The sequence below is a fragment of the Agathobaculum sp. Marseille-P7918 genome (genome assembly GCF_900625105.1).
GTDB lineage: Bacteria > Bacillota > Clostridia > Oscillospirales > Butyricicoccaceae > Agathobaculum.
Genome location: NZ_UYYD01000008.1, coordinates 58,363 through 81,452, shown reverse-complemented (window position 1 = coordinate 81,452; position 23,090 = coordinate 58,363). Strand labels below are relative to the sequence as shown.

Below are 23,090 nucleotides of genomic sequence, written 5' to 3'. Positions count from 1 at the left end.
TACTATTGATAATAGCAAAAGCTGGAGGTGTCGTTATGTCGTCAATCGATTTAGTCATACTTGGTATCGTATTGGAGAAGCCGCAAAGCGCCTATGACATTCAAAAGGATGTGGAGTATCACCATTTTTCCCGCTGGACCAAAATAAGCGTACCTTCTATTTATCGAAAAGTACTCCAGTTGAGCGAGAAGGGGTATCTCCAAAGCGATATTGTCAAGGGAGATAAGTTTGCGGATAAGGCCATTTATTCTATTACCAATCAGGGAAGAGCGTATTTTAAGGAGTTGATGACCGCTTGTGCAGCTGGCCCGGTACCCTTGCTATTCGATTTCAATGTGGTCATTACCAATTTGAACAAGATAGACAAAGCCGAAGCGTTGGAGCTGGTTTCGGCTTTGCGCCAGAGCATACAGTCCTCGGCTGAATTGAACGAGGGCTATGCGCGGGAATTTGCAGACATTCCTTTGGTTGGGAGAACGATTTTTGAGCAGCAGCAGCTTCTCTATCGAGCCCTTCTGGAATGGCTGGATCATTTTGAAGGGCAGTTCTCAGAAGAATGAGTACAGGCCCCCAAAGCAGTTTGACCATCCTGTTTGAAGCTCCGTTTTGGATCGGTCTATACGAGAGAAGGGATAGCGGTAAGTACGAGGTATGCAAAATCACTTTTGGCCCAGAGCCCAAAGATTACGAGGTATATGAGTTTCTGCTAAAGAACTGGCATAAACTGGAATTCAGTCCCCCGATCCAGGCCGAAGTAGCCATAGAGCGAAAAATCAATCCCAAACGTATGCAGCGCGAAATTCAAAGCCAACTGCAGGATAAAGGCATTGGAACAAGGGCGCAGCAGGCGTTGAAACTCCAGCATGAGCAATGTAAGCTGGAACGGAAAACCAAGAGCCGTGAGCAGAAAGAGGCGGAGAAAGACCGCCAGTTTGCCATACGGCAGGAAAAGAAGAAAGCCAAGCACAGAGGAAGATAACATGAAGATAGAATGGATTTTATGCCCCTTTTGCGGCAGCAAAACACGCTTAAAAGTCCGCGATGATACGGTGCTAGAAAAATTTCCGCTGTATTGTCCCAAATGCAAACACGAGACCTTGATCGAGGTGAGACAACTGAATCTATCCATTATCCAAGAGCCAGACGCCAAGACGCAGAGCCGATAACACGGAGGTAAAACCTCGGATGTTATCGGTTTTGCTTTTTTCTTTCTCGACAAATATTGCAAAAGACAAAATATTAGGCTATTGATTGATACACTGTTTCGATGTGCTTACATCTCGCAAGATTTTGGAATCTTTGTCATATTGATGCCGAAAACTTTTAAAGCCGGAACAGTCCACTATATTCGTTATGTGGCATCACGTGCCGAGTTGTCCATTCCTTGCTTTGTTTCAACAATCGCACTATAATGGGTTCCAAGAAGATACGCTGGTGGTCGGATTGCCAGTGTTGGAAGATGACAACAATTTGGTTAAGGTTATAGATGCTACAGATAACCGCAGGAAGAAACGGGGTGATGACGGTGCTCAAAATTGCAATTTGTGACGATGATGAAGCTGCCGTTGCACTGCATGAAAAAATCGTCAAGAATAGCTTGCAGGCGCAGGGTATCGGCTATGAAATAACGACCTATACCCAAAGCCGCAACCTGCTTTACGACATCACCGATGATGGCTTTTTTTATGACTTGATTTTGCTGGACATTGAAATGCCGGGAATTAGTGGTATGGAAATCCCGCAGCAGGTCAAAGGGTTTCTGCCCAATGTCAGAATTATCTTTGTGACCTCGCATACGGAATATGCGATTGACGCTTTTGAACTGTCTATTTTTCGCTATGTGCCAAAAAGTAACTTGGAAACGAAACTAACTGCAGCTGTAATCGATGCTGCAAAGCTGATTGAACTGGAAGCCGGACAGGAATACACGATCCAGACCGCAAACCGCATGGAGAAGATCCCTTACAAGGATATTTTCTATATTCAGCGGGACGGCAAAAATGCTAGCATCGTGTCCGGTATCGGAACTTCAAAAGTGCGAAAGAGCTTGCAGCAGGTATTTGATGAACTGAACGCACCGGAATTTATCTTCGTTGACCGTGGTTGTATCGTCAATATCGTTCAGATTATGAAGGTTAGCGATGGGGAAGCGGTATTAAAGAACGGGGAGCGGTTACCAATCAGCCGTTCTCATTTGCAGGAAGTCAAGCGACAAATCAATCAGTTTTGGGGGGCGCATATATAATGGGATGGGTTGCGATCTTGGCCTGCTTTCTCACCAATGAACTGCGCCTGCATTTAGGTATTCTTTTATCGGCAAAGGTAATGCGGTTTCGGCCGGGAAGAGGAATGCTGTTTGTTTCTGGTGTCAGCGGTGCGCTGGTTACTGTCTTGCAGGCCGCAGGATTCCCGACACTTGTGGCTTTGGGAACTGAATTGCTGGTCATTGCCGCGGTCACATGGTATTATGTGCGGGACAAGTTGAACCTTTGTCTGTTCTTAGTTTTCTTTTATGAAGTCGGCGTAGGACTGTGGGACTTCCTGCTGAGGGCGGGCTTGGGCATCCTGTTCCGCTCGGGTAATTTTATCAATCCAGCTTCGATGGAATATTGGGCTGGCATTTGTTTGGTGCGCCTGCTGATGGCAGGGGCTGCGATTGCCTTGGCAAAGCAAGGGCGTCAAAGTGCGGGCAATTTTCGGGCTTTGTCCATTCTCGTCATTTTGGGAATGTTTGGCGCAGTAACCTTGTCAGAGCAGACAATTTTGCCGCTGAGCGAAGATCAGGTGGGTACATGGATCATTCTTTCCATGATCTTGCTGTTTGCTGTTTTGTTTTACCGCGTCAACCAACAGCGGGAAATGGAGGCGGAGATCGCAAACCTAAAACAGGAGCAGACCGAAATACTGGAACGGGATTATCAAGGATTGCGCCGCACTTATGAGAGCAATGCCAAGCTGTATCACGATCTGCACAATCACATTGAGGCCATTTATCAATGCCTGAACCAAGGCGATATTCAGGAGGCGGTGCGTTACTGTGAGGATTTGCGAACCCCTGTCCAGGAAATATCTCAAACAGTCTGGATGGGCGACAAGGCTTTGGATTACCTTATCAGTAGCAAAATGGCTCTGGCTGAGCAAGAGCAGATCAAAACAAAGGTCAATATCGAATATCCACACAACACCAATATCCGCAGCGTGGATTTGATTACGATTTTGGGAAACCTGCTGGATAACGCTTTGGAGGCAGCAGAAACGGCCCCGATGGATCTGCGCTTCCTAAGCCTTACGATCCGACGGATCAATGCCATGCTTATCATCAAAGTAGAAAATGGATATGGCAATGAGCCCACAGAGAATGAAGGTAAGTTGGAAACTTCCAAAGACGATAAAGCCTCTCATGGCTGGGGGCTGAAGAGCGTACAGACAGCGGCGGATCGCTACGACGGTACCATCACAACCGATCACAAAGACGGTGTGTTCCAGTCCGTTGTCACCTTGTCTTTCCAGCCAGTCAAAACAGAATAATCTTTGCTTCAACAAGTGGCAGGCGGCCTTATGGCTGCCTGCCTTTTTTCGCGGTCAAAACCGTACCATTCGCGGACATTTCCGCAGACGGATATGCTTTGGTGTATGCTTGCATTGTAAGCAAAAAGTCCAATGTCATACAGAAATATAGGAGGTAATTTGTATGCGTCACTTTTATTTTCGCTTGATCCTCGGCATCGTGTTTGTCTGCTGCATGATTTTTAGCTTTGTTACTATGAACATTCCCTTTGCCATTCTGTATCTTGTTCTCGGCGGTGCGTTCCTGTTCTCCGCCTATTCTCTCTGGAAGAAAGACAAAGACAATCGGAGGTAATGCAGAATGGACAGCAAGGCACTTCTTTCACTGAACAATTTAAGCGTTTGGTACACCGCCGGTCATCCCGTACTCTCTAGCCTTTCACTGGATTTAGGGGAACATGAAGTTGTCGGGCTGATCGGGCTGAACGGTGCCGGGAAAACCACCTTTATCAAAACCGTGTCCGGTTTGCTGCCGGGCTACCGTCTGGACAGCGCGGCATGGGAAGGTCATTTGTTCTCGTTTCGGGACAAAGCATTTAAGCGGAACCGATACATTGTCTTTGCAGAAGATCGGTCATTTCAGTATTTTACATTTCGGGAATATCTGGCGTATGTGGCTGCGTCCTATGGCGTCTCTCTGCCGGATGTGTTTGACCTCATAAGGGGATTTCACTTTGAGGACTATGCCAATGTTTTTCTAAAGGAGCTATCCACCGGCAACCTGAAGAAAGCCTACCTGATTACAGCATTTGCCCTGCGGCCCAAGCTGCTGCTTCTGGACGAACCTGTGAACGGGCTGGACTTCCAAAGCACAGAGTTTTTGTATCAGCTCATGGCTGAGTATAAGCAGTATGGGACACTTCTGTTTTCGTCCCATATCTTAGAAAGCATCTGCCTGACCTCTGACCGTGTTCTGGTTTTGGAGCAAGGCAGGATCAGCCGCACATTCACCGGCGCGGAGATCGCTGCTGGAAACATCCGGGAGGTGCTGGCCGATGATGAACACCACTAAAGCACTTTCCAAACAGTTCTTTGGCGCAAAGTACCAGAGCGCAGGAAAAAGCCTGCTGGCTGCTGTGATCCTGTTCGTTGCGACCCATGCCGCTGAATTTCAAATGGAGGTTGCAACGTTTATTCTCTATCTGACTTCGACCTTTTTTACTGGCGCTGTCATGTGGCAGATATTGACCGGAAAGCGTCATATAGAGGCCATGCAGGGAATGTTCATGCTTCCCTTTGACAACCGCAGTTTTGTCTTTTCCTATGTAATGGTTTTGGGAGCGCACACCCTGATTACCAAGACTCTGCCCATTTGGGCACTGTTCTTCGCTGCCGCTTCATGGTATCCATGGGAAATTGCCATTGCGGTGTTCTGTGGCTGTATGGCCTGTGCGGTAACTGCGGCGGGGTATCGGATGTGCCGGAAAGGTCATATTGTGCTGCCGGTTCTTTGGGCTGCCGGTATTCAGGCTGTGATATTGCTGGTGCGGAACGACGCGGCGGTTCTGACCGCTGGGGCAGTGAGCATTTTGGTTGCGGTGCTGTATTTGGCCTTTGCAGATGCCTATGACTTTTATAGTGTTGTCGCTTCAAAAAGAGCCGTCCAGCATACAGGTCATAGCGGGAGCGTGTTTGTTTACCTGACGCGGTATCTGCTGGCAAATAAGAGCTATCTTATCAATACCGTGGGCCTGTGTGCGATTGCCTGCTTCCTGCCGCTGCTGTTCTGTGAATTTGGGGGACTGAATCTGTTTCCCATCGGTCTTGCAATCCTTTGCCTGAACACTCCGATCTGTACGCTGCTGTCCTGCGACCCAGATTTGGAGCAGGTCATCCGTGTTTTCCCCGGACAGGCAGGCCGGTTTTGCAAGAGATATTGTCTGTTTATCTTTATTGTCAATGAAATTGTTGCCGGTATCTATCTGGGTGGCTGGCAGATGATTCATGGGGGAATCGGACTTGTCCATGTGGGGATGGTGCTTCTGTTTGCCTTACAAAGCGCCATTCTGTCGGTGATTTTGGAATGGAAACACCCGATCCGTGGTTGGAAAACAGAAAGCGATTTGTGGCACCACCCCCGCAAATATCTTGTTCCGCTGGCAATGCTGCTGATGGCAGCCGTTGTCGGCACCTATCCGCTGGTTCTTGGAATATGGTCTGCCGTATTGCTGATGGAGTGCGGCATTTTACTCTATTGGACAAGGAGGCAATGAAGATGAAGAATACAGGATGTTGCCCAAAATGTAATTCGAGGAATATCGTGCGGGTGTCGGACAATGCCCACCGATATTTAGCCCATAGCATCGCTATCACAAAAGTGGTTACTGTGGAACGGGTACCTGTTGCACGTTATGCTTGTTGTGACTGCGGCTATGTAGAAAGTTGGGTGGAGAAACGGCATGAACTGGATGAAATGAAAAAGGCGTTTGGATGAGGTGGCATCCTTTTAAAAAAGTTCTTGAAAATCATTTTAATTGGGTTTACCATCTGTTTAGACATCGATGTACTTTGTAAATTGGAGATTTTCTGTTGAGCTTTTACATTCAGATAAACGAGAAAACGATACCGCCTTATACGGTGGTATATATGAGAAGAACGGGTGCGTATGGGGATGCGAACCGCGAGTTGATGAACACCTTCAAACAATGGCTGGTTGAAAAGCGTTTGTATCATGCCAAAACAATAATCTGGGCGATTCCCTTGGATGACCCCCGGGTCACAGAAAGCCGCTTGTGCAGATATGATGTCTGCGCGAACATTTCTACCAATGAGGATTTTGGTGGGGAAATCTTGAAAAGAGAAATACAAGGCGGTAAGTATTATGTATTTCTGATTCAACATACCGCTGCATCCATTACAGCGGCATGGCAAAAATGTTTTGATGAAACGATTAGGCAAAACCGGATTCTGGACCCGAACAGACCAGTCATGGAATGTTATAGAAAAGAACTGGTGGATCGACATCTCTGCGAATTGTACGTGCCGATCTTATAAACGGAGCAGGAAAGAATTATAATTTGGGGAATTTGGCGAGAAGCAATCAAATATAGATGTTATTGATTCTGTTGTGATTCCATTTCGCAAAGCAAATGTACTCCATATTGCCTCTGCGACTGATTTTAAATCTTTATATTGGCCTTGTTGACAAAAACGACAATGATGTCGTATAATTAAGAGACAATAATGTCGCTTTTGGGAGGTGTCAGTTATGTTGGAGTTTGTTTTGAGAGAATGGAAGCACGATGATGCCGACAGTCTTGCAGCAGCTGCGAATAATCCGAATATTGCAAATAATCTTCGAAATACTTTCCCGTCTCCTTATACGCTAGATGATGCAAAGTGGTTTATCGATGATTGCATTGCGCATGAGGGGGAAAGACAAATCACCAGAGCAATTGTTATTGACGGCAAAGCCGTGGGAAGCATAGGCATTACCCTTCAAGAAGATGTATTTGAAAAATCCGGCGAACTTGGATATTGGCTTGCAGAGGAATATTGGCGTAATGGCATTACGACGGAAGCGGTGCAGCGTATTTGCAAAGAAGCCTTTACTGCATTTGATATTGTCCGTATCTATGCAGAACCGTTTGAATGTAACGCGGGCTCCAGAGGTGTTTTAGAGAAAGCTGGATTTGCCTATGAAGGCACAATGCGAAATGGAGTGTACAAAAACGGGAAAATTCTTTCTTACTGTTTGTATTCCGTATTGCGAGAGGAAGTAGAAGTATAGCATGGGGATGAAGGGGACAAAAACAAAAGAAAAAATTCTGCAAGAGGCATATTTACTTTTTGCGGCAAAAGGTTTTAAAGCTGTGACCATGACGGATATTTGTGAAAAAACAGGATTGAGCCGTGGCGGACTTTATCGTTATTATTCGGGAACGCAACAAATCTTTTCCGATATAATTTCAAAGGAATATGCGATTGATGATCGCATGGAAAACAAAGAAAGTGCCGTAAGTATATTGGAAGATATGCTTGAAACGATGCGGCACGAAATTATGGAAAAAGAGTCTTCGTTAAGTCTGGCGATTTACGAATACGCCAATATGGGAAACGAGGATTTCTTCATTCAAGTCAATGAAAAAGCGAGAAAAAGATGGGTCGGTCTGCTCAATTATGGAATGGATAATGGAGAGTTTAATGACGTTGATGCTGACCAGATCGCGGACTTGATTTTATATTACTATCAAGGCTTGCGGATGTGGTCGCGTGTTATCCCGTTTGAAACGCGACAAGCAGATCACTATGTCAATGTTGTGAAGCAAATTTTGCTCGATAAAGAGCAGCAGCATTAAATGCGCGAGGCATCGCTATGGGAAAAGTTGAATGGGTATTATGCCCCTTTTGCGGTAGCAAAACACGATTGAAAATCCGCGAAGATACAGTTCTTGAAAACTTTCCACTGTATTGCCCGAAATGCAAACATGAAACCTTGATTGCGGTAAGACAACTGAATTTATCCATCATCCAAGAGCCAGACGCTAAGACGCAGAGCCGATAACATCGTGGGAAACCTTCGTGTGTTATCGGCTCTGTTTTTATGTTTTTTAAAAAATAGAATTTGTTGACAAATTCCTTCTGATATGCAACAATAGTTACATAACATATGTTGCGAAACGAGGGAGCAATGATGCCGCCTAAAGCGAAGATTACGAAACAGATGATATTAAATACTGTTTTGGAGATTACGCAGGAATCAGGGTTTGAAACTGTAAATGCGAGAAGTATTGCGAATAGACTGCAATGTTCAACACGGCCTATTTTTACGTGTTATGAAAACATGGAAGAACTAAAAAAGGATTTTCTTAATTTCGCATTTGAATATTACAGCCAATATGTGGATCATTATTGCAAAACTGCGGCGGTTGACGCTCCTTTGTATTTACCGATTTCTTATATAGCCTTTGCTCGTGAACAAACATATCTATTCAAACTGATTTTTATGAGTGATATGGATTTGAATATGGAAACAACGAATGACTTTTATAACGAAATTGGAAATGAGGAAAAAGCAAAAGCATTTTCGAATATGATTGGCGTAACCTTTGAGAAGGGAAAACAAATCTTTTTAGACTTATTTCTCTATGCACATGGGATTGCTGTTTTGACTGCCACTGGAAAGATTTCATTGGACAACAGAACCATCGAAGGTATGTTATCTAATTTCTTGTCAGCCTTCGTGTGAACTACACGACAAAAAGTGCGGGCTGCGTAACAATGACAATACAAGAGGTGTCTGAAATGCAGAAATCCAATCAATATATAATAGACTTCTATAATCATTACGATGAAGACAATCGTCTCGCATTAAAACATGGAATGGTGGAATTTCTCACTACCATGCATTACATTAAGAAATATCTAAAGAAAGGAGATAAAATCCTCGAAATAGGGGCAGGAACAGGAAGATACTCTCATGCACTGGCGCGAGAAGGATATAGTGTTGATGCAGTTGAATTGGTGGAACACAATATAGAGATTTTCAAGCAAAATACCACAAGCGAGGAGCGAGTTTCGGTGATCCGTGGAAATGCTCTGGATTTATCCACCTTTTCAGATAATCAATATGATATTACACTTCTCTTGGGGCCGCTGTATCACCTCTACTGTAAAGAGGATAAGCAGCAGGCTATTCGTGAAGCAATTCGTGTCACAAAACCGAATGGTATTATTTTTGCTGCATATGTGATTTCTGATGGATGTCTGTTAGACGAGGGCTTTAACCGAAACAATTTCAATGTTGCAGACTATATAAGAGATGGCTTGTTGGATGCTCACACATTTGCTTCAAAATCACAGCCAAAGGATTTGTTTGAGCTAGTACGAAAAGAAAACATAGATGATCTCATGTTTCCGTTTGCAACCACAAGGCTTCATTACGTGGCAACAGATGGGTGTTCTTTGCTCATTCGTGAAGCGATTGATGCCATGGATAGCGAAACATTTGAGCTGTATATGCAATATCACCTGACTACTTGCGAGCGTGAAGATATGCTGGGCTTTTCAAGCCATGTAGTTGATGTATTTCAAAAACAGGAAAGCATTTTGAAGTGATAATTTGAAAATGTATAGAGCGATAAAAGTTGAATGGGTTTTGTGCCCCTTTTGCGGCAGCAAAACGCGATTAAAAATCCGCGATGATACAGTTCTTGAAAACTTCCCGCTGTATTGCCCGAAATGCAAACATGAAACCTTGATTGCGGTACGACAACTGAATCTATCCATTATCCAAGAGCCAGACGCTAAGACGCAGAGCCGATAACTCTGAGGTAAAACCTCGAATGTTATCGGCTCTGTTTTTATATTTTTTATGATCTGCCCGGCGGCAGAAAAGAAAAAAACCGCCGCGGGGCAGACGGCTTGTTGCGCGCAAAAGTAGCTTTCACGGCGGTTCAATTCGAGCCGCCGTTTTCTTTTGCCCTGATAGCTTACACGGCGGCATAGAAGGAGGATGTCGCCATGCTGTGCCGGATGTTGTTCCCGCCTGATCGGATAAGGGTTAGCCGATCAAAAAAAGCCCGTTCCATTCGGCAGGCAGCCTCGGTCATGGGTATGAACTATATCGTGTAAATAAACTTCATATCGCTTGCTGTTGCGCACGGTGGGTCTATGACCTGCTGGGTGTTTTTTGTCGTTTTCTGCGGTCGGGATGGCTGACCATTGCTTTTTTCAAATTTTCTTCAAAAAGGAGGCGTTTGGCGGGCAGAACACGCTCCCGCAGGATTGGCAGTAGCGGAAAGGGAGAGAACCACCTGATCCCCCCACGGAAAGGGGGTGAAACTGATGGAATCTAACCCCCGCGACTATGGCGAGCAATGCCGGTTCGATGCTTTTTGCAAAAAGGTATTGCGAAACGAGGCCAGAGCCTATCTGCGGAACATGAAGCGCCAGAGAGAGCGTGAAGCATTCTTTGGTAGTTTACCACAGGCGGAACTGGACAAGCTCTGTGTCGTGGATCGTTATCCCAGCGACAGCATTGTGTTCTCGTCGCACGGCTACGATCTACATATCGACAACGAGCTTGTGGCCGAGGCTTTTGCCGCTTTGCCGCAGATGGAGCAGAGCATTTTGATTTTGCACTGCACTCTGAATCTGGCAGACGGTGAGATCGGCGATCTCGTTGGGATGTCCCGGAGTGCCGTTCAACGGCACCGGACAAAGGCGCTGCAGGAACTGCGCGAAACATTGTCGGCGCTGGTGCCGAAAGGAGGCTGAGGAACATGACAGAACCTATCCATAAAGGAAAAGATTTGCCGCCCGTTTGGGTGATTCGCGCGGCTTCCGGCGGAGACAGCGAAGCCATGGAGCAAGTGCTGCGGCACTATGACGACTACATGAGCCGTCTGTGTACCCGTACTCTCTATGACAAGGACGGAACGCCTCATATGTGCGTGGATACCCATATGAAGCGCTGCCTGGAAATTCGATTGATCCGGGCAGTGATGCGAGCCTGATCCTTCCGACTCTGGCAAAAGATAAACGGATTTCCCTTTCCTCCGTTGCCGATGCCGGGGTCACCCCACCTTGACAAAGAAAGCCCGGCGGGAGGCCTCCGGCGCAGCATAAGGCAGACGGATACGATCTGTCTGTGTGGAGCCGGTCGGCCGATGCGCCATGACCCTGTTGCAAGTCCGCAGGACGGGACCCCTACCAAACAGGTGAGCGACAAAACTGAGCCGAGAAACAGGTATGGCAGCCTGTGGGCAAGGATGCACAGACAGGATAATGAGACTCCCGCGTTGAACGCCCTCAAGGCATTGCGCGGCGTACCCATCAGCATGGGCCGGGGTGAGATTCCCGTGGAGCTGCTTGCCGGCAGACGTCCGTTGTATTGCCATTATTCTTTTTAAATCAATCTTATGTTTTTCGTTTACGGATACTTCGTAAACGTTTGATTAGCAGCAGACAAACTCGAAATAGCGCGTTACAATGAGGGTGGAAGTTATGAATGGAAGCTCTTTTGCGTGCTGTTTCTGACAGGAAGGAGGTCGCTGTGTCAGAGATAAAGAACGGTACGAAGGAGGAAATTCTGGCGTGCAGAACGTATCGCGTCAAGGACATTGCTCACATTCTGGGCATCAGCACCAACGCGGCCTACAACTTCATTCCGGAAAACCTTTTTAAGAGCGTACGAATTGGTAACGCCATACGAATTTCCAAGCAGTCGTTTGACAAATGGCTGGAGTCGCTTGATTTGTAAGAACAGAAAGGAAGGTTCGTTATGGCATCTATCATCAAACGGAAAAAGAACTACTCTATTGTTTACACCTATTACAATGAAAAAGGTGAGAAAAAGCAGAAGTGGGAGACGCGCTCCAGCTATCAGGATGCGCTTAAGCGCAAGGCGGAGATTGAGAACCAGAAGCATACCGGTGCGTTTGTTCCGCCGAGCGATCAGAGCATTGCAAATTTCATGTTGGATTTTGTTTCGCTCTACGGTGAAAAGCGGTGGGGCGTGTCTATGTACGACAGCCAGACCGCATTGATTGGCAACTACATTAATCCGATCATCGGGGATATGAAGGTGCAGGAAATCACGCCGCGTGTGGTGGACAAGTATATTCAAACCTTGCAGAAAACACCTGCGGTCAGCACACGCACCCGTCATGCCAAAACCGAATTGGTGACCAATGCAACAATCGAGAAGATCATTAAGCTGCTGCGCTGCGCTTTCAAACAGGCGGTGCGGTGGGAGCTGATCGTCAAGAATCCATTCGACAATGTGCTCCTGCCGAAAACGGAGCATAAGAAGCGGGACATCTGGACGGCCGAAATGATCCGCACTGCACTCGACCACTGCAAGGACAGCAAGCTCTATGTGGCCATGAATCTGGCCTTTGCCTGCTCGATGCGCATGGGCGAGATTTTGGGATTGACGTGGAACAATGTCCATATTGAGGATGAGGACATCGCGGCAGACAACGCCTACGTCTATATCGACAAGGAACTGGCGCGGGCGTCCAAGCGGGCGATCGAGATGCTGGGGAAGAAGGATGTTTACCACATCTTCGCACCCTTATTGCCCAACACCAGCACTCGCCTGATTTTGAAAAAGCCCAAGACAGATTCCAGTATCCGCAAGGTGTGGCTGCCTAAGACAGTCGCCTATATTCTGCGGGAATGGAAATCGTCGCAGGAGGAGCTGCGTGAGATGCTGGGTGACGACTACCAGGACTACAATCTGGTAGTGGCATTGACCAATGGGCGGCCGTGTGAGGAGCGCGTGATCACAAAGGAGTTTGACAAGCTGCGGCAGACCGCTGGCCTGCCCAAGGTAGTCTTTCACTCTCTGCGTCATTCCAGTACGACCTATAAGCTGAAACTCAACCACGGTGATTTGAAAGCCACACAGGGAGATACAGGACATGCTCAGGTCGATATGATTACGCAGGTCTATGCGCACATTCTGGACGAGGACCGTAAGGTCAATGCTCAGAAGTTTGAGGACGCCTTTTATGCCTGCGCTAATCCCGACCTGCGCTCGGTGCGGCCGCCGGAGCAGCCGAAGGAGCCGGAAAAACCGCGGGAGCCAGAGCGACCGGCAAGTGCTTCACTTGACCTGCTGGGGCTGCTTGAGCAGCTTCAAAAATCGCCGGAGCTGGTCAATACGCTGACCGCGTTGTTGTCGGTAGTTCCGTCCGGAAAATAGGGCGGAAAAGTTGGGTTAGCAACCCCCTTCAATTTGATTAGCAACGCGGTGAAAAAAGTTCGGAGACAGTTAGCAGATATGCAGCGGTGATTGCATAAAATAGACGCAATGCAGTGGCAAAAGCGAAAATGAAAAATGCAATAAAAAACCGCTATAAACCATCAAAAATAGCTTATAGCGGCCAAAATTGGCACCCCTGACCAGACTCTAACTGGTGGCCTACCGCTTAGGAGGCGGTCGCTCTATACAACTGAGCTACAGGGGCATATGAAAAAATATAAAGTTTTGCGGCGTCAGCGGGCGAGAACCTGCCAGATGTTAGGAGGCGGTCGCTCTATCCAACTGCGCTTTGGGGACAAATATGGATGGCAAGCCTTGCGCAAAGCGTATACTATTATTAATTTTACTGTATTCAAACACAAATGTCAATTCGACAGCAGAGGAAATGTAAGACAAAAAATGATAGAAAACTTTGTTAAAAGAAAAACATTGCGTGTCGGTGGAGAACATGCTATGATACAATTATGTAAAATGGGGGAGTAGGTATAGTTTGACGAAATCCCCTGTTTTTCGGTTAGAAGGAGGGCATATTTGTGAAACAAATGCATATCACCGAAACTGTGCTGCGTGACGCACAGCAGTCGTTGATCGCAACCCGTATGCCGTTTGATGACTTTGAAGCCGTGCTGGACGAAATGGACCAAGCCGGTTATCATTCGATCGAATGCTGGGGCGGTGCGACCTTTGACAGCTGCCTGCGTTACCTGAACGAGGATCCGTGGGAGCGCTTGCGCAAGATCAAGTCGCACATGAAGAACACCAAGCTGCAAATGCTGCTGCGCGGACAGAACCTGCTGGGGTATCACCATTATTCGGATGATACCGTGCGCCGGTTCGTACGCAAGAGCGTGGAAAACGGTATGGATATCATCCGTATTTTTGATGCGCTCAACGATCTGCGCAACATCGAGACCGCAGTGGACGAGTGCCTCAAGGCCGGCGGCCATGCACAGGGATGTATCTGCTATACGCTCAGCCCGATTCACAACCTCGAGATGTTTGTTTCCTTGGGCAAGCAGATCGAGCAGATGGGCTGCAATTCGCTGTGCATCAAGGATATGGCAGGCATTATGTCGCCGCAGGAGTGCTTTGATCTGGTAACCGCGCTGCGTCAGAATATCAAGCTGCCGATTTATGTGCATACGCATGCGACGACCGGCCTGGGCTATATGACCTATCTTAAGGCCGCGGAAGCGGGTGCGGCAGGCATCGACTGCGCGACTTCGTGCTTCTCGGGCGGCACCAGCCAGCCTGCGACCGAATCGATCGTTTACGCGCTGACGCAGATGGGTTATGACTGCGGCGTCAATGCCAAGGAGCTCAACCGTATCAATAATTTCTTCCTGCCGGTCAAGGACAAGTTCTCGGAAAACGGCATGTTTGACCCGTATGTGCTGTCCACCAAGACCGATGCGCTGATTTATCAGATCCCGGGCGGTATGCTTTCCAATCTGGTGGCGCAGCTCAAGGCACAGAACGCGATCGACAAACTCGACGCTGTGCTGGACGAAACGCCGCGTGTACGCGCGGATCTGGGTTATCCGCCGCTGGTCACGCCGCTCAGCCAGATGGTCGGCGTGCAGGCCACGGTCAACGTGCTGCTGGGCGAGCGTTATAAGTCCATCGGTAAGGAGATCAAGAGCTATATCAAGGGGGAATACGGCAAGGCGCCCGGCAAGATCGACCCGGAACTGGCGAAAAAGGTGCTGGGGGATGAGCAGCCCATGACCGGCCGTTTTGCAGATACGCTGGAGCCGGAATTCGAAGCGGCAAAGGCGCATCTGGGCAGCCGCGCGCGCTGCGAAGAGGACGTGCTTTCCTATATCGCGTTCCCGCAGCAGGCCGAGCAGTATTTTGAGCGTCGTGAAAGAACCTTCACGGCAAGTTATTCGTTTAAGGAGGTCGGCTGATTATGGTTCACGATCCGCTGAGTCAACTGGATGCACTGGTTGTGGCGCTTTCCGGCTTCGTCATTGTATTTCTGATGCTTGCAGTGTTGTGGGGCATCATTCTGGTCATTTCGCGTTTGGTATCCGGTGTGGAACATCATCATGTGCCCACAATGGCTGCCCCCGCTCCTGCACCCGTTCCGATGCGTGCAGCCGCGCCGGTTGCAGCGCCGCCGCAGGTGGTGCTGGAAGGCATTGATGATACGCAGGCGGCATGCGTCATGGCGATTGTCAGCCATGAAACGGGGATTCCGCTCGATCAGCTCGTATTCAAATCCATCAAGGCGGTTTAAGGGGGAAGTTAACAATGAAATATCTGGTCACGCTCAATGGCAAGCAATATGAAGTGGAAGTGGAAAAAGGTTCGGTCAGTGCGGTAGCGGTCGGCAATGCACCGGCGGCAGCACCGGCACCCGCAGCGCCGGCGGCGGCGCCTGCGCCTGCACCGGCAGCAGCTCCTGCACCCGCTGCGGCACCGGCCGGCGGCGAGGTCGTTTCCGCGCCGATGCCCGGCACGATTCTAGATGTGCGCTGCACGGCCGGACAGGCCGTCAAGGCGGGAGATGTGCTGTTTATTCTGGAAGCGATGAAGATGGAGAACGAAATCTGCGCGCCGCATGACGGTACGGTAGGTTCGGTCAGCGTGCAGAAGGGCGCGACGGTGGAGACCGGCGCGGCACTTTGCACGATGTGACGGGAGGCGCAAAGTTATGCAATTTTCGTTTTTCGGTGCACTGGGAGAGATCCTTGCGGGATCGGGCTTTGCCGCGCTGGCAGACGATCCGCGCAACCTGATCATGATTCTGATCTCCTTCGTGCTGCTTTATTTGGGTATTGGTAAAAAATTCGAGCCGCTGCTGCTCATTCCGATCGCATTCGGTATGCTGCTGGCAAATTTCCCGATCACGGGACTGCTCAATGCGCCGACCGATACGTCAAGCCCAGGCATGCTGTGGGTGTTCTATCAGGGCGTTGAGCACGCGATCTACCCGTCGATCATTTTCCTTGGCATCGGCGCGATGACCGACTTTGGTCCGCTGATCGCCCGCCCGTCCTCGCTGCTGCTGGGTGCGGCGGCGCAGCTGGGCATTTTCGCAGCATTCCTGCTCGCGCTGGCATTGGGCTTCCCGGGCGCGGTGGCTGCTGCGATCGGCATCATCGGCGGCGCGGACGGCCCGACTGCCATTCTGGTGGCGTCGCGTCTGGCGCGTGATTATCTGCCGGCCATTGCCATTGCGGCCTATTCGTATATGGCGCTGATTCCAATGATACAGCCGCCGCTGATGCGTCTGCTGACCACCAAGCAGGAGCGTGAGATCAAGATGGAGCAGCTCCGTCCGGTTTCCAAGACCGAAAAGATCGTGTTCCCGATCGCGGTTGCAACCGTGGTTATCCTGCTGATCCCGGATACGGCGCCGCTGATCGGTATGCTCATGCTGGGCAACCTGCTGCGTGAGTGCGGCGTAACCGAGCGTCTGTCCGATACCGCGCAGAACGCGCTGTGCAACATCGTAACCATTTTCCTGGGCCTGTCGGTCGGCTGCAAGGCGGTTGCCAGCACCTTCCTGACCTGGGACACCATCAAGATCATCATCCTTGGCCTGATCGCGTTTATGTTCTCCACGATCGGCGGCCTGATCTTCGGCAAGATTATGTGCAAGCTGACTGGCGGCAAGGTCAATCCGCTGATCGGCTCGGCGGGCGTTTCCGCAGTGCCGATGGCAGCGCGCGTGTCGCAGGTCGAAGGCCAGAAGGCCAATCCGGCCAACTTCCTGCTGATGCACGCTATGGGCCCGAACGTGGCCGGCGTAATTGGTTCGGCGGTTGCCGCGGGCTTCATGCTCAAGGTTTTCGGTGCATAAATTCATTGTGTTTCGCGTTAAAAGGACGCCGGTCTGACCGGCGTCCTTTTTTTGCCCCTTTCGCAGAAATCATTTATGATCGGACAAAACTGCCCGATTCTTGACAAAGAATGCAAAAATGCTATAATAAAAGAAGAAATGAACGGGTGGTCTTTATTGTGCAGGTATTAAAGGATGAGCTTCGGCATAAGATTTTGCTGGAAGCGGAGCATTTGTTCTTGCAGCGGGGGTATGACCGCACATCTTTGCAAATGATTGCGGATAAGGTCAATATCAGTAAGAGCAACTTGTATCATTACTTCAAAAACAAAGAGGAATTGTTCTATGAGCTGACCGACGGCGCGGCAGATGGTCTGAAAAAGCTGATCCTGCGGTTTAAGGATAAGCGTTTTGATCCGCGCACTGGTCAGCGAGAATATCAGGTGCTGCTGACCGAAGAGGTTTTGTCGCTGCTGCTGGCGGAGAAATACGGCCTGCTGCTCATTATGGAGCAGTCCCATGGCACGCGGTACGAGGACCTTCGAACAAGCCTGATCGACATGCTGGCGGCCAAGACGGCGCCGCTGCTCGCCGATGAGGACAACAGCCTTCTGCTGGCACAAATCATGGCTAGCAACCTGATTGACGGCACGGTGCAGATCCTCAAAAACCGTGTCCGGCCGCGTGAGGTGCGCACCAACCTCAATCGTCTGGTGGAATATCATACCAATGGCATCAATGCGCTGCTCAAGTGAGAGCAGCGCATTTTTGCGTTTTAATAAAGACTATATGTTCACTATTAAATAATTGATACGAAAATCTGACAAAAATTGCGTTCTATCCTGTTCTGCTGCCGCATAAAGTGAGAGTAATGAAAGCGCCAACAGGGCAGGGGGGACGACGGTGAAAGGCTTACCAGAGGAGCGCACGATCCGGCTGGCACAATATATGATCCAAGAGCGGGCCACCGTACGGCAGACCGCAGCGCGGTTTGGCGTATCCAAATCGACGGTACATAAGGATATCACTACACGGCTGAAAAAGCTGAATACCGTGCTCTACGAGCAAGTACAGGCCGTATTACAGACCAACAAGGAAGAGCGCCATATCCGGGGTGGCATGGCGACACGGGCCAAATATCAGGCACAGGCAGCAAGGAACAGGCGGGAGGTGCAGCGGCAATAAAAAAGCCATCTCACGAGGGTGAGATGGCTGTGCAGCATTGGAATCAGAGCAGCTTGAGCTCCTGGGCACAAGAAGCGCACACGTTCTTGCCCTTATAATGAATAATATCCTTTGCGTTGCCGCAGAAGATGCAGGACGGCTCATATTTCTTCAGAACAATCTGGTCGCCGTCTACGTAAATTTCCAAAGCATCCTTGACATCTATGTTCATTGTACGGCGCAATTCAATCGGCAGTACAATGCGGCCAAGTTCATCCACTTTACGGACAATACCGGTAGACTTCATGTGTGAAACACTCCTTCATTTCTTTTCATTCAAATCTTGTATCACCAAATCCCCATCGGGGAGCTTGGACGGAAAGGGGTTGTGCGGATGCTGTCCGCGGTTTGGGTTGTATTCCTGGTTCTGGCACTGGTTTGCGGTGCCGTTACCGGAAGATTGGATGCAGTGACCACGGCAGTAGGCACAGGAGCCGGAGAAGCGATCACATTGATCATCAGTATTGCCGGTCTGATGTGTTTCTGGAGTGGGATTATGGAGCTGATACAGGCCTCCGGGCTGGCGGAAAAACTATCGCAGCTGCTGATGCCGCTGCTGCGTCCGCTGTTTGGGAAGGCATCAGCGGATCGCGAAGCCATGGAAAAGGTAAGCGCCAATGTGGCGGCAAACCTGTTGGGTTTATCCAATGCAGCAACGCCGCTTGGATTGCAGGCAGCGGATCGGCTGTATACGCTGGCAGGCCGACGGGGAGCGCCGGATACCGTGCTGACGCTGATCACGCTCAACACAGCATCCATCCAGTTGATTCCTTCTACGGTTGCGGCGGTTCGCGCCGCCTGCGGGGCGGCATCGCCGTTTGATATCATGGTGCCGGTTTGGGGGGCATCCATTTTTTCTGTGGCGGTAGTGCTGCTCAGCGGAAGGCTGATGCGGCCGTTCTTCCACGAGGGGAAATAGAGGGAAATGTTTGGCTGGATTACAATTTGTATTATTACATACGGCCGACACAAAACATGTCGAATTACCTGTTATTTCCAAAAATATTTTCCAAAATTTGAAATTTGCGTCTAAAATTATGGAAAGGAGCGCACAGAACCGTTTTGCAGGCTACACTCATCCCATTTCTGCTGGCAGCAGTCGGCTTATACGGATTGTATAAACATGTGGATGTGTTCCCGGTCTTTTTGCGCGGTGCGCAAAAGGGATTGCAGACAGCGGTGCGCATTTTGCCCACGCTGGTAGGCATGCTGACCGTGGTGTATATGCTGCGGGCATCCGGTGCAATCGATTTGGCAGCGGCCTGGTTAGCGCCGCTGTTTCGTTTGTTCGGGATTCCGCAGGACTGCGTGGCACTGGCGCTGCTCAAGCCGATCAGCGGCGGCGGAGGCCTTGCACTGGGCAGTGAACTTATCCGGCGGTTTGGGCCGGACAGCTATACAGGCCGGGTGACAGCAGTGATGCTGGGCGCATCGGAAACCAGTTTTTACACGATCAGTATTTATGGCGGCCACCTGGGAATGGGGCGAATGCGCTATGCAATTCCAGCTGCATTATGTGCGGATCTTGCCGCATTTGCTGCTTCGGCCGCTCTGGTGAGATGCTATTTCCCAGATAATTAATATTATATCGTGTTTGTTCGGGAAAAGCCAGAGATTGATGCAAAATTTGTTGATTTTGCCAAACAAAAGTGAGAAAAAATTCACAAATGCAGCTAAACTAACAAAAAGCAGTAAAGAAAAAGAAGGCTACTGTGCGTTTTGCACAGTAGCCTTCTGCTGTGTGAACGGGTTACTTTACAATTTCCTTGCCAAATTCGTCGTATTCGAAGAAGCCCTTGCCGGTCTTGACACCCAGCCAGCCCGCACGGACCATCTTACGCATCAGCGGATGCGGACGGTACTTCGGGTCGCCGGTCTCGCGGTACAGGGTCTCCATGATCGCCAGGTTGACATCATGGCCAACCAGGTCAGCGGTGTGGAGCGGGCCGGACTTCATGCCAGCGCCCAGCTGCATCGCGATATCAACGTCTGCCGGGGAAGCAATGCCGTCGGCAACGATACCCATTGCTTCGTTCATCATCGGAATGAGGATGCGGTTTACTACGAAGCCCGGGCCTTCCTGTACGGCAACCGGGGTCTTGCCCAGAGACTGCATCAGCTCAAACGCGGTCTTGAAGGTCTCGTCCGAAGTCTGGATCGCACGGGTAACCTCAACCAGCTTCATGATCTGTGCCGGGTTGAAGAAGTGGCAGCCGATGACCTTATCCGAACGCTTGACGGAAGCCGCCAGCTCGGTCGGGGACAGAGCGGAGGTGTTGGAAGCGAAGATCGTGTGAGCCGGGCAAATCTCGTCCAGTTCCCCCAGCAGTTCCTTCTTCAGGTCCATGCGCTCGAGGATAACTTCCATCACGAAGTCGGCATCCGCAGCGGACTTGCGGTCGATGGAGGTCTTCAGACCAGCCAGCAGTTCGTTCTTGTGATCCTCCGTGATCTTCTCCTTCTTCACCATGAAGGAAAGGTCGTTGGTGATGGTCTTGACACCGCGATCCAGGAACTCCTGCTTGATGTCGATCATGGTGACATCATGGCCGTGGGTCAGAAAAACTTCCGCGATGCGCGCGCCCATGTTGCCGGCGCCGAATACACAAACTTTCATGTTATTATAACCTCTCTCTCACTCTTAGTGATTCACAGCAACAGATTACTTGTTCTTGAACTCCTTGGCGGGCTTCTCCTTGTTCTTGTCGAGGAAGTAAGCCATGCCGTACTTCTGGTCTTCGGTCGCGAAGCACTGACCGAAGCAGTTGCCCTCGAACTTGAGCGCAGAGTTCAGGTCGGTCTGCATGCCGACGTTGATGGCTTCCTTGCACAGCGCAACAGCGATCGGCGCCTGCGCGGCGATCTCTTCTGCCAGCTTCATGGCTTCGTCCATCAGGTTTTCAAGCGGGTATACGTAGTTGACCAGGCCCATTTCGAGCGCCTGCTGCGCGGTGTAGTTGCCGCGAGCGGTGTAGATCATTTCCTTGGCCTTGCCCGTGCCGACCAGGCGAGCCAGACGCTGGGTGCCGCCGCAGCCCGGGGTGATGCCCAGACCAACTTCCGGCTGGCCGAACAGAGCGTTCTCGGATGCCAGACGGATGTCACAGCTCATTGCCAGCTCGCAGCCGCCGCCGAGGCAGAAGCCATTGATCGCCGCGATAACCGGGCGCTTGAAGTTCTCGATCTTCCAGCAGACACGGTTGGAGTCGTTGCCGAAGAACTTGCCTTCTTCCACCGTCATGGTGGACATCTGGGAAATGTCGGCGCCTGCAACGAAGGAGTTGACCGTCTTGCCCTTCTTGTTGACAGTGGAGGAGCCGGTCAGTACGACGCAGTAAACGTCGTCCATCTTTGCAACTTCGTCAAACGCTTCTTCCAGCTGGGCGTACATGTCGGTGGAAAGCGCGTTCATGGCCTTCATGTGCTCGATCTTGACGACCGCTACATGGCCCTTTTTCTCAACTACTACATCAGTCATTGCTAAAGACTTCCTTTCAAACAGTTTGACGAACCGGTATCCGTCAGAACAGACTTGCCTGACGGATACCCATTCAATTTACAGGAATCAATGCGGAGAGGACGCGAGGAATTACTTGCAGAGTTCGTCGCGCTCAACGATCAGGGCTTCGCCCATGCCGCCGCCGATGCACATGGTGGCAAGGCCGAGGGTCAGGTCGCGCTTGATCATTTCGTAGATCAGGGTGGTGGTGATACGGCAGCCTGCTGCACCGATCGGGTGGCCCAGCGCAATCGCGCCGCCGTTGACGTTGACCTTCTCCATGTCGAAGCCGAGCTCACGGTTAACCGCAGCTGCCTGCGCCGCAAACGCCTCGTTGGACTCAACCAGATCGAGGTCCGCAACGGTAAGGCCGGCGCGCTTCAGCGCCTGACGGGTGGATTCGATCGGGCCGATGCCCATGATCGCCGGATCGCAGCCGACAGAACCGAATGCACGGATCTTAGCCAGCGGCTTGAGGCCGTGTGCCTTGACGAAATCCTCGGACGCGATGATCATCGCAGCGCCGGCGTCGTTGATGCCGGAAGCGTTGCCCGCGGTAACTGTGCCGTCCTTCTTGAAGGCCGGACGCAGCTTTGCCAGACCCTCGAGGGTGGTGTTCGGGCGGCAGTGCTCATCGGTGTCAAAGATTACGGTTTCCTTCTTCTTCTTGACTTCGATCGGAACGATTTCGTCCTTGAAGCGGCCGGAGGAGATCGCCTTGGCAGCCTTCATCTGGGACTCATAGCCGATCTGGTCCTGCATCTCGCGGGTGATGCCGTACTTCTCGGCAACGTTTTCCGCGGTGATGCCCATGTGGTACTGGTTAAATACGTCGAATACGCCGTCATAAACCATCATATCAACGAACTTCACGTCGTTCATGCGGGCGCCCCAACGCATGTTGCGGGAGATGTACGGTGCGCCGGACATGGACTCGCAGCCGCCGACCAGCATCATCTGATCCTCGCCGGAGCGGATGATCTGGGAGCCCAGAGAGATGGCACGCATCGAGGATGCGCAAACCTTGTTGAGGGTCATGGCCGGGGTCTCAAGCGGCATGCCGATGCCGAGCGAAACCTGACGGGCTACGTTCTGACCAACGCCGCCCTGCAGTACCTGACCGAACAGGCATTCGTCGATTGCGGCCTTGTCAACGCCGGCGCGTTCAACGGCAGCGTTTGCAGCAGCAATACCGAGCTGCGCAGCAGGTACGTCGCGAAGGGTGCCGCCATAGGTGCCGATAGCGGTACGGGCAGCGGAACAGATGTAAACGTTCATTTGGCTGTTTCTCCTTTTCT

Annotated in this window: 33 protein-coding genes and 1 tRNA gene; 29 read left to right on the top strand and 5 right to left on the bottom strand. The window is 50.4% G+C overall.

Annotated features, from left to right (window positions below; genetic code table 11):
* Window positions 1–35 precede the first annotated feature (35 nt).
* The 20 genes from EJL02_RS10790 (at window position 36) to EJL02_RS10700 (ending at window position 13,219) form a co-directional block, all read left to right on the top strand.
* Window positions 36–560: a PadR family transcriptional regulator gene (locus tag EJL02_RS10790; protein ID WP_125116417.1), complete on the top strand. Its 525-nt coding sequence runs from the start codon at window positions 36–38 to the stop codon at window positions 558–560.
* Window positions 557–979 (top strand): YjdF family protein, encoded by a 423-nt coding sequence (locus EJL02_RS10785; RefSeq protein ID WP_125116416.1) that lies wholly within the window; start codon window positions 557–559, stop codon window positions 977–979. The genes EJL02_RS10790 and EJL02_RS10785 overlap by 4 nt, the downstream gene beginning before the upstream one ends.
* 1 nt (window position 980) lies before the next feature.
* Window positions 981–1,166, top strand: a complete 186-nt coding sequence (locus tag EJL02_RS10780) for a cysteine-rich KTR domain-containing protein (RefSeq protein ID WP_125116415.1) — start codon at window positions 981–983, stop codon at window positions 1,164–1,166.
* Window positions 1,167–1,519: 353 nt separating this feature from the next.
* Complete coding sequence (locus tag EJL02_RS10775; RefSeq protein ID WP_442858015.1) at window positions 1,520–2,245, top strand: LytR/AlgR family response regulator transcription factor; 726 nt, start codon at window positions 1,520–1,522, stop codon at window positions 2,243–2,245.
* Window positions 2,245–3,528, top strand: a complete 1,284-nt coding sequence (locus EJL02_RS10770) for a sensor histidine kinase (RefSeq protein WP_125116414.1) — start codon at window positions 2,245–2,247, stop codon at window positions 3,526–3,528. The genes EJL02_RS10775 and EJL02_RS10770 overlap by 1 nt, the downstream gene beginning before the upstream one ends.
* 163 nt (window positions 3,529–3,691) lie before the next feature.
* Window positions 3,692–3,862, top strand: a complete 171-nt coding sequence (locus tag EJL02_RS14205; RefSeq protein ID WP_164510390.1) for a hypothetical protein — start codon at window positions 3,692–3,694, stop codon at window positions 3,860–3,862.
* Between the two features lie 6 nt (window positions 3,863–3,868).
* Window positions 3,869–4,579: an ATP-binding cassette domain-containing protein gene (locus EJL02_RS10765; RefSeq protein ID WP_125116413.1), complete on the top strand. Its 711-nt coding sequence runs from the start codon at window positions 3,869–3,871 to the stop codon at window positions 4,577–4,579.
* Window positions 4,563–5,780, top strand: a complete 1,218-nt coding sequence (locus EJL02_RS10760) for a hypothetical protein (protein ID WP_125116412.1) — start codon at window positions 4,563–4,565, stop codon at window positions 5,778–5,780. The genes EJL02_RS10765 and EJL02_RS10760 overlap by 17 nt, the downstream gene beginning before the upstream one ends.
* Before the next feature lie 2 nt (window positions 5,781–5,782).
* A complete protein-coding gene (locus tag EJL02_RS10755) occupies window positions 5,783–6,001 on the top strand; it encodes a hypothetical protein (RefSeq protein WP_125116411.1) in 219 nt (72 codons plus the stop codon).
* A gap of 95 nt (window positions 6,002–6,096) precedes the next feature.
* The gene (locus EJL02_RS10750; protein WP_125116410.1) at window positions 6,097–6,561 is read left to right on the top strand and encodes an AraC family transcriptional regulator; all 465 of its coding nucleotides are present in this window, start codon (window positions 6,097–6,099) and stop codon (window positions 6,559–6,561) included.
* 214 nt (window positions 6,562–6,775) lie between these two features.
* Window positions 6,776–7,297, top strand: coding sequence for a GNAT family N-acetyltransferase (locus EJL02_RS10745; RefSeq protein ID WP_330548627.1), 522 nt, complete (start codon window positions 6,776–6,778; stop codon window positions 7,295–7,297).
* Between the two features lies 1 nt (window position 7,298).
* Window positions 7,299–7,865: a TetR/AcrR family transcriptional regulator gene (locus EJL02_RS10740; protein ID WP_125116409.1), complete on the top strand. Its 567-nt coding sequence runs from the start codon at window positions 7,299–7,301 to the stop codon at window positions 7,863–7,865.
* Window positions 7,866–7,882: 17 nt separating this feature from the next.
* Entirely contained in the window at window positions 7,883–8,071 is a 189-nt protein-coding gene (locus EJL02_RS10735; RefSeq protein ID WP_125116408.1) for a cysteine-rich KTR domain-containing protein, read from the top strand.
* 126 nt (window positions 8,072–8,197) lie between these two features.
* The gene (locus tag EJL02_RS10730) at window positions 8,198–8,755 is read left to right on the top strand and encodes a TetR/AcrR family transcriptional regulator (RefSeq protein WP_442858014.1); all 558 of its coding nucleotides are present in this window, start codon (window positions 8,198–8,200) and stop codon (window positions 8,753–8,755) included.
* A 56-nt stretch (window positions 8,756–8,811) separates the two neighbouring features.
* Window positions 8,812–9,624 carry a class I SAM-dependent methyltransferase gene (locus EJL02_RS10725; protein WP_125116407.1) on the top strand — a complete coding sequence of 271 codons (813 nt, stop codon included), beginning with the start codon at window positions 8,812–8,814 and terminating at the stop codon, window positions 9,622–9,624.
* A gap of 10 nt (window positions 9,625–9,634) precedes the next feature.
* Window positions 9,635–9,832: a cysteine-rich KTR domain-containing protein gene (locus tag EJL02_RS10720; RefSeq protein ID WP_125116432.1), complete on the top strand. Its 198-nt coding sequence runs from the start codon at window positions 9,635–9,637 to the stop codon at window positions 9,830–9,832.
* Window positions 9,833–10,353: 521 nt separating this feature from the next.
* A complete protein-coding gene (locus EJL02_RS10715; protein WP_125116406.1) occupies window positions 10,354–10,785 on the top strand; it encodes a sigma-70 family RNA polymerase sigma factor in 432 nt (143 codons plus the stop codon).
* 5 nt (window positions 10,786–10,790) lie between these two features.
* A complete protein-coding gene (locus tag EJL02_RS10710; protein ID WP_125116405.1) occupies window positions 10,791–11,024 on the top strand; it encodes a helix-turn-helix domain-containing protein in 234 nt (77 codons plus the stop codon).
* A 539-nt stretch (window positions 11,025–11,563) separates the two neighbouring features.
* Window positions 11,564–11,770, top strand: a complete 207-nt coding sequence (locus tag EJL02_RS10705; protein ID WP_125116404.1) for a helix-turn-helix domain-containing protein — start codon at window positions 11,564–11,566, stop codon at window positions 11,768–11,770.
* Window positions 11,771–11,791: 21 nt separating this feature from the next.
* Complete coding sequence (locus EJL02_RS10700) at window positions 11,792–13,219, top strand: site-specific integrase (protein ID WP_206426968.1); 1,428 nt, start codon at window positions 11,792–11,794, stop codon at window positions 13,217–13,219.
* A gap of 188 nt (window positions 13,220–13,407) precedes the next feature.
* On the opposite strand, the gene EJL02_RS10695 is transcribed toward EJL02_RS10700, so the two are convergent.
* Window positions 13,408–13,484, bottom strand: a tRNA-Arg gene (locus EJL02_RS10695).
* Window positions 13,485–13,486: 2 nt separating this feature from the next.
* Between EJL02_RS10695 and EJL02_RS10690 the strand changes: the two genes are divergently transcribed.
* The 7 genes from EJL02_RS10690 (at window position 13,487) to EJL02_RS10660 (ending at window position 18,254) form a co-directional block, all read left to right on the top strand.
* Window positions 13,487–13,762 carry a hypothetical protein gene (locus EJL02_RS10690; protein WP_125116403.1) on the top strand — a complete coding sequence of 92 codons (276 nt, stop codon included), beginning with the start codon at window positions 13,487–13,489 and terminating at the stop codon, window positions 13,760–13,762.
* Between the two features lie 59 nt (window positions 13,763–13,821).
* Window positions 13,822–15,189 carry a pyruvate carboxylase subunit B gene (locus EJL02_RS10685; RefSeq protein WP_206426971.1) on the top strand — a complete coding sequence of 456 codons (1,368 nt, stop codon included), beginning with the start codon at window positions 13,822–13,824 and terminating at the stop codon, window positions 15,187–15,189.
* A gap of 2 nt (window positions 15,190–15,191) precedes the next feature.
* Window positions 15,192–15,521 (top strand): OadG family transporter subunit, encoded by a 330-nt coding sequence (locus EJL02_RS10680; protein WP_125116401.1) that lies wholly within the window; start codon window positions 15,192–15,194, stop codon window positions 15,519–15,521.
* 14 nt (window positions 15,522–15,535) lie between these two features.
* Window positions 15,536–15,922, top strand: coding sequence for a biotin/lipoyl-containing protein (locus tag EJL02_RS10675; RefSeq protein WP_125116400.1), 387 nt, complete (start codon window positions 15,536–15,538; stop codon window positions 15,920–15,922).
* 16 nt (window positions 15,923–15,938) lie between these two features.
* Window positions 15,939–17,090 (top strand): sodium ion-translocating decarboxylase subunit beta, encoded by a 1,152-nt coding sequence (locus EJL02_RS10670; protein ID WP_125116399.1) that lies wholly within the window; start codon window positions 15,939–15,941, stop codon window positions 17,088–17,090.
* 158 nt (window positions 17,091–17,248) lie between these two features.
* A complete protein-coding gene (locus EJL02_RS10665) occupies window positions 17,249–17,824 on the top strand; it encodes a TetR/AcrR family transcriptional regulator (protein ID WP_164510389.1) in 576 nt (191 codons plus the stop codon).
* 148 nt (window positions 17,825–17,972) lie between these two features.
* Window positions 17,973–18,254: a sporulation transcriptional regulator SpoIIID gene (locus EJL02_RS10660; protein WP_125116397.1), complete on the top strand. Its 282-nt coding sequence runs from the start codon at window positions 17,973–17,975 to the stop codon at window positions 18,252–18,254.
* Window positions 18,255–18,297: 43 nt separating this feature from the next.
* Here the strand turns inward: EJL02_RS10660 and EJL02_RS10655 are convergent, their stop codons facing one another.
* Window positions 18,298–18,540: an AbrB/MazE/SpoVT family DNA-binding domain-containing protein gene (locus EJL02_RS10655; protein ID WP_125116396.1), complete on the bottom strand. Its 243-nt coding sequence runs from the start codon at window positions 18,538–18,540 to the stop codon at window positions 18,298–18,300.
* An 87-nt stretch (window positions 18,541–18,627) separates the two neighbouring features.
* Between EJL02_RS10655 and EJL02_RS10650 the strand changes: the two genes are divergently transcribed.
* Window positions 18,628–19,212, top strand: coding sequence for a nucleoside recognition domain-containing protein (locus EJL02_RS10650; RefSeq protein ID WP_125116395.1), 585 nt, complete (start codon window positions 18,628–18,630; stop codon window positions 19,210–19,212).
* 143 nt (window positions 19,213–19,355) lie between these two features.
* Window positions 19,356–19,874: a nucleoside recognition domain-containing protein gene (locus EJL02_RS10645; RefSeq protein WP_125116394.1), complete on the top strand. Its 519-nt coding sequence runs from the start codon at window positions 19,356–19,358 to the stop codon at window positions 19,872–19,874.
* Between the two features lie 169 nt (window positions 19,875–20,043).
* On the opposite strand, the gene EJL02_RS10640 is transcribed toward EJL02_RS10645, so the two are convergent.
* The 3 genes from EJL02_RS10640 to EJL02_RS10630 all read right to left on the bottom strand — a co-directional run bounded on the left by EJL02_RS10640 (window position 20,044) and on the right by EJL02_RS10630 (window position 23,070).
* Complete coding sequence (locus tag EJL02_RS10640; RefSeq protein ID WP_125116393.1) at window positions 20,044–20,910, bottom strand: 3-hydroxyacyl-CoA dehydrogenase NAD-binding domain-containing protein; 867 nt, start codon at window positions 20,908–20,910, stop codon at window positions 20,044–20,046.
* A gap of 45 nt (window positions 20,911–20,955) precedes the next feature.
* Window positions 20,956–21,771 (bottom strand): enoyl-CoA hydratase-related protein, encoded by an 816-nt coding sequence (locus EJL02_RS10635; protein ID WP_125116392.1) that lies wholly within the window; start codon window positions 21,769–21,771, stop codon window positions 20,956–20,958.
* Window positions 21,772–21,882: 111 nt separating this feature from the next.
* Window positions 21,883–23,070 (bottom strand): acetyl-CoA C-acetyltransferase, encoded by a 1,188-nt coding sequence (locus EJL02_RS10630; protein WP_125116391.1) that lies wholly within the window; start codon window positions 23,068–23,070, stop codon window positions 21,883–21,885.
* Window positions 23,071–23,090 lie beyond the last annotated feature (20 nt).